Source organism: Levilactobacillus fujinensis (assembly GCF_003946335.1).
Lineage (GTDB): Bacteria > Bacillota > Bacilli > Lactobacillales > Lactobacillaceae > Levilactobacillus > Levilactobacillus fujinensis.
On sequence record NZ_RHNX01000065.1, the window covers coordinates 1 to 5,480 of the forward strand.

5 protein-coding genes and 1 pseudogene are annotated in these 5,480 nt (G+C 37.3%); 3 read left to right on the forward strand and 3 right to left on the reverse strand.

The genetic code is table 11. The annotated features are described in order from the left end of the window. Positions 1-279 (forward strand): integrase core domain-containing protein (locus tag EKM89_RS13375; protein ID WP_080596139.1); only part of this gene is annotated, 279 nt, incomplete at its 5' end. Between the two features lie 401 nt (positions 280-680). Here the strand turns inward: EKM89_RS13375 and EKM89_RS13380 are convergent. The 3 genes and pseudogenes from EKM89_RS13380 to EKM89_RS13395 form a co-directional block, all read right to left on the reverse strand. Continuing rightward, positions 681-1,268 (reverse strand): recombinase family protein, encoded by a 588-nt coding sequence (locus tag EKM89_RS13380; RefSeq protein WP_125689280.1) that lies wholly within the window; start codon positions 1,266-1,268, stop codon positions 681-683. Between the two features lie 201 nt (positions 1,269-1,469). Beyond that, positions 1,470-1,901 carry a VanZ family protein gene (locus EKM89_RS13390; RefSeq protein ID WP_082820848.1) on the reverse strand — a complete coding sequence of 144 codons (432 nt, stop codon included), beginning with the start codon at positions 1,899-1,901 and terminating at the stop codon, positions 1,470-1,472. Positions 1,902-1,938: 37 nt separating this feature from the next. Then, positions 1,939-2,929: pseudogene (locus EKM89_RS13395) on the reverse strand (IS30 family transposase). A 409-nt stretch (positions 2,930-3,338) separates the two neighbouring features. Here EKM89_RS13395 and EKM89_RS13400 point away from each other — a divergent pair. Then, on the forward strand, positions 3,339-3,938 hold the full coding sequence (locus EKM89_RS13400; protein ID WP_125689282.1) for a WxL domain-containing protein: 600 nt from the start codon (positions 3,339-3,341) through the stop codon (positions 3,936-3,938). 66 nt (positions 3,939-4,004) lie between these two features. Then, positions 4,005-5,063, forward strand: coding sequence for a DUF916 and DUF3324 domain-containing protein (locus EKM89_RS13405; protein WP_125689284.1), 1,059 nt, complete (start codon positions 4,005-4,007; stop codon positions 5,061-5,063). The last annotated feature ends 417 nt before the right edge of the window (positions 5,064-5,480 follow it).

Genomic DNA, 5,480 nt, shown 5'->3' on the forward strand with positions numbered 1-5,480 from the left:
GATGATTACAATCAACGTTTAACTGAACTACATATCCGCCACTCATACAGCCGTAAGGGTTGTCCGTATGATAATGCGCCAATGGAATCCTTTCACGCTTCCCTCAAAAAGGAATGTGTTTATCCAGTGCCGGTCTTTGAAGATTATGAAACTGCCGCTGCCGTCCTTTTTGAATATGTGCATGCTTTCTACAATAGGAAGAGAATTCATAGTTCACTGGGCTACCAGACCCCCTTACAAGTTGAAATTGCAACACTTACGAGCCAAATGGCCGCCTGATTTAATGCTTTCCAGGGTTCAAATAAGTTATTAATCGCGATTAATGATTTATTTGAGCTGTGGAAGGTAAACGCGGTTCTGAATGTCTCTTAAAAGCTGTCTCAAATATTGACTTCAATCTACAATCGGTTCACTACAACGAATGATTCAAAATATTGCAATTGCAAATGGTACGGCTATAGGATCAACTTTGATTAATTTAACTGCGCCTAATCTTCCCCCGGGATTCAAGTAACTTGGTATTTGGCTTTGTTCGTAGTAGCCATCATTGTCATTGCTGGAATCTCAATTAACTATTTACACCCAGAAAAGGCCTGAGTAAACTTACTAATTTAATTAGACTTATTAAGTAAAGAAAATGGGGACCCTTTCAGTTAACATGTGCTAACCAAAAGGGGGCCCTATTTTCTTTTAATACCGTATTTCACACGGTATCGAATAAAGGTCGTCCGTTTAATACCTGTATTTCGGGACACATCAATGTCACTCATGCCAGCTCGATAAAGCTTAAAAGCATGTTGCAAGCGGGGATCATCTTGTGCATATTGAGGTTTGCGGCCATGATATTTGCCTTGCTGTTTGGCTAAGATAATCCCTTGTTGCTGACGTTCGATGATCCGCTTACGTTCGCTTTCAGCCTGATACTTATACAGTTCAATGATGAGGTTAGTCATGAGTTGACGTAAGTTAGGATCAGCAATTCCCGTCATGGACGGCAAATTCAACACATCTAGGGTGGTACCTTTATTTTGAATGGAGTTCATGATCTTAGTCAAATCATGGTTGTTTCTGCCTAAGCGATCTAATTCAGTGACCATTACAATATCACCCTCACGAATATAGGCCAGCATTTTTTGCAGTTCTGGTCGCTTGGTGTTAGCCCCACTTAATTTATCCGTAAATAATTTATCAACGCCCTTTAAAGCCGCTAACTGTCGATCTAAGTGTTGCTCCTTGGAACTCACGCGAGCGTAACCGATTTTAGACATTTCCAAGTCTCCTTTTGGACAGTTCTAATGAACATTAGTAAATCCTAGTATAGTGCAGAAATAAAAAAGGCCACTAGGGTATACCCTAGTGGCCGTTTTTGATCCATTATCAATGGCTTTTTAAATTAGGGCCTAGCACTTTTGGAATGGAAATACTTTCCAACACCAAAAATTCTAGACCCAAATAAATTTACCTACGGGTTATTTATCAATTAACTTTGATAGATAATAACCAACTACAAATCCTAAAGTATTAGCAAGCACGTCATTTATATCTACCCAACGATGTGTTATTGCCAAATTGTCTGTTATAAATTGAATAAATTCGATAGTGAATCCAATAAGGATTCCAGTTGTAATCACATGAGAAATTTTGAATTTGGGAGAGAATAAAATATAGGTAAATATTCCTAAGGGACAAGTCATAATGATGTTTAGCCAGAATCCTAATTGATCTAATTCTTGAAAGGGAATGTAAGCAACTGGTGCCTTACCAATCATCATAAAGCTAATAGCTTGATTTGACGATGGCAATTTAATAGGTAAGGTTGGGCTAAAACATAAAAAACAAATTGATAAGGCTGAAATTCCTAATAATACCCAGGCAAATAATTTTGAAATATGGTTAATAATTCATCATCTACTTTCATTATTAATTGAACTTGAATTGTCAAATTAAGTGCAACACTACATTAAAGAATATTTCATAAGGCGTTTTCCATCCGAGACATTTACGGGGACGATTATTCATTTGTTCTGCATATGCTTGTATCCGGCGGTCAGTAATTGAATCAAGGTCAGTTCCTTTTGACAAATATTCGCGAAGCAAGCCGTTAGTATTTTCGTTAGTTCCTCGTTGCCAAGGAGAGTGAGGATCGGGAAAGTAGAAGGGCGTACCAAACTTATCAGTTAAACATTGAACTTTGGCAAACTCTTTACCCCCTATCCGGGGTAATCGTTAACGATCTACCAGGCCATAGCTTCATTAAGTCGCTCAAAGTATCCGTGACTGCTTCTGAAGTTCTTTTAGCAGCTTTACCAATAAGCAGGTAACGAGATTTTCGATCAACCAATGTAACGACACAAGCCTTTCCGCTTTTGCCTAACACGGTATCACCTTCCCAGTGACCAATTTCTACACGGTTGTCAGCTTCTCGCGGACGATCATGAATTTTGTTGGGGATTGGAATCTTGCCTCGTTTTTCCTGATAAGCTTTATTGTGGCGAGACTTGCCGTGATGCCTTAGATGGCGCACGGCACTAGAGCTGCCAGATTTAAACAAATTATCAAATAAGCCATTGAAAATCCCACGGTAAATAGTCGTGGTACTGATCTGCACCGGATACTTTTCGACTGCCAAGCGATTCGATATTTCCTCCGGAGACCAAAGGTCTTCGCAGAAGTGTTCTCTCACCACTTCAAACACCTGAGGATTACTCAAAAGAGAGACTCTGCCACAGTTGCCTTTGCGCTGTTTGTACTTCTCCTGAGCCTTCGAAGGTGAATAGGATTTACCAGTAGAATTACGGCTTAATTCTCGAGAAATGGTTGAGTAACTTTTCTTGATATGGCTGGCAATCTCACGAAGTGAGTTTCCATGATTCCTCATTAAAAAGATAGTTTCCCGTTCATCTATGGTAATATGCTTGTAGTGATCCATGGCTAAATTCCTTTCATGATTGTTTTCGCAAACATCATTTTACAGAAATTTGGCCATGGGCCATTCTTTATTTAATTAGTGTTGCACTTAAAGTGTAAATTCAAGAATTAAAAATATTGCAATAATTTATAAATTCTTCCTTAAATACATATTTTTGAAAACTAAATTTCAATTATAAGCATTTTTATCAAAACTATCACAAAAAAGTAGTAATAACGGAACTTTAACAAATCTTTTGAGAGCGTAAAATATCTTGTTTATTTATCCAAAAAGATATATAATTTACGCAGAGATTGAAAGAGATATCTATGTGATGGGTATTTCTCCAATCAAGCAGAGTCCGATTGATCCATCACATTAGGACTCTATTTCATAGCGACCAACAGTCGTTTATGAGGAGGGAAATATTATGAAAAAACTCGTAAGAAATAGCATGTTAGTAGGGGCAGCTGTTTTAGGAATTGGTTCGTTAGGTACAGTCGCTCAAGCAGCAACAACACCTGCATCACCAGTTCCAAGCACAAGCAGCACAGCCACGGCCGATATTACGCCTGGAAAGATCACTTTAAGTTCGGCCCCTAGTTTTCAATTTGGTACAGTAGCAGCTTCAGCAAACGATATTTCATATACGTCAACTTCCACATCAGGAAGCTTGGATATCGCTGATGCTGGTACTGGTACTGGATACACTGTAACTGTTGCAGCATCACCATTCACGGCAACAGGCGGCGCAGCCTTAAAGAATACAAACCTATTATTAGATAATAAAGAAACAGATCCTATTAAAGCAGATGATGCTGATAATGTATCAACACCTCCAGCACTTGCCGCAAAGCTTTCACTATCAAGTTCACCAGTAACTGTTGTTAGTGCTGCAGCTGGTGAGGGTGTAGGTGCCTATACTGGAACATATGGTTCTACTGATGCCTCACTTAAGGTTCCAGCTGGTAATATTGGCGGAACCTACAGTTCAACCTTAACATGGACGTTAGGTAATGCACCTGCTTAAATATAAAAATTTAGGGCTTGTAACTTAATTGTTGCATGCTCTCTTTTTTCTTCGGGAGATGATATTTTGAAGAAGCGTATTTGGATTTTCATGTTGTTTTTAATTAGTGTTATAACTTTTGGTTGTTTAGGAACCCAAGATGTTTCGGCCGCCACCTCAGAAGCTCAACCAGCAGTGACTTATAATATTGTGCCAGAACTTTCAAATAATCAGATCGATAAAAAAGTCGGTTATTTTGATTTGAAAGTGACGCCAAATGAGAAGTTGCAAGCTAAATTTAAGATTAATAATAACGATACTAAAACGCATACTTATACTGTAATGGTGAACCGGGCATCGACTGATACCAATGGGGTAATAGTCTATAACGAACATAATGTTAAAGCTGATTCATCTTTGAAATATGATATTGAAAAATTAGTTACATATCCTAAGAGTGTTACTGTTGATGCAAAATCTTCTACAGAAGTAGTTGTGAACATTAATGCTCCGAAAGGAAATTTTGATGGCGTATTGTTAGGTGGTATCTTTATCGAACAAGATAATCAAGTTAGCAAGAGTAATGCTAAGGGTGTAACGTTAAAAAATAAGTATAATTATGTTCTAGGCCTACAATTGAGACAAAATACTGACACAGTTGAGCCAAATTTAAAACTGATCAAAGCATATGAAGATACTCAAAATGGACAAATTTCAGTCAATGCACTATTAGATAATGATGTGCCAAGATTGGAAGAAAAAGTTGATATCAAAGCAAAGATAACTTCAGAAAATGATAGTAAGAATGTTATTTTACAATCAGAGAAATCAAATATGTCAATTGCCCCAAACAGTTACTTTACTTATCCTATTAATGTTAATACAGTTATCGGTGCTAACAAGGATAAGAGATTAAAGTCAGGTACTTATATGATGTATTTGGATGTTAAGGCTAACAATGGGCAAAATATTTGGAAGCTTCAACGGAAATTTACGGTTACTGACAAGCAAAGTCGTGAAATCAATAAGAAGACGCCAGTTAAGAACAGTCATACTAAATCCAATATGGCTATCATTGAAATAATTGCTGCAATTATAGTGGTTGCAGGGTTAGGTGTTTGGTATTACAAAAAACATAAAAAGTAAAACGAGATACGAATAAAAGAATCCAATAACTCACTTTTGGGGTTCTTACTCAAATTTGGTTAAAATGTGAATGTGCTTAAATTCTCGTCTTCCGCAAGAATTAGAAATGTATTGGAACGCGATGGATCTCCAAGATCAGCCTTATTGTAAGTGGCAAAGCCGCCAACAATAATCACATAGCTGAACACATTTCCAATTTGTACTCCAGACTAAATAATTTTCCATTTAGTTTTTTTGTGGCAAGTATGTTTAATACGTAATTTTGTAAAATAAAAACGGCCTCTATTAAGAGATTCAAGTAAAGGATCTATCTTGAATACTTAATGGAAGCCGTTTTTTTGGTTCTTCGTCAACTGTTGTTGGTGAACAAAATATTGGAGTTCTAATCACTTGGTGATTAGGGCTCTTTTTGTATGA

What these genes read in the sequence shown, in the direction of transcription:
- EKM89_RS13380 (WP_125689280.1), bottom strand. Translation starts at nt 1,268, where the DNA reads ATGTCTAAAATCGGTTACGCTCGCGTGAGTTCCAAGGAGCAACACTTA.
- EKM89_RS13400 (WP_125689282.1), top strand. Translation starts at nt 3,339, where the DNA reads ATGAAAAAACTCGTAAGAAATAGCATGTTAGTAGGGGCAGCTGTTTTA.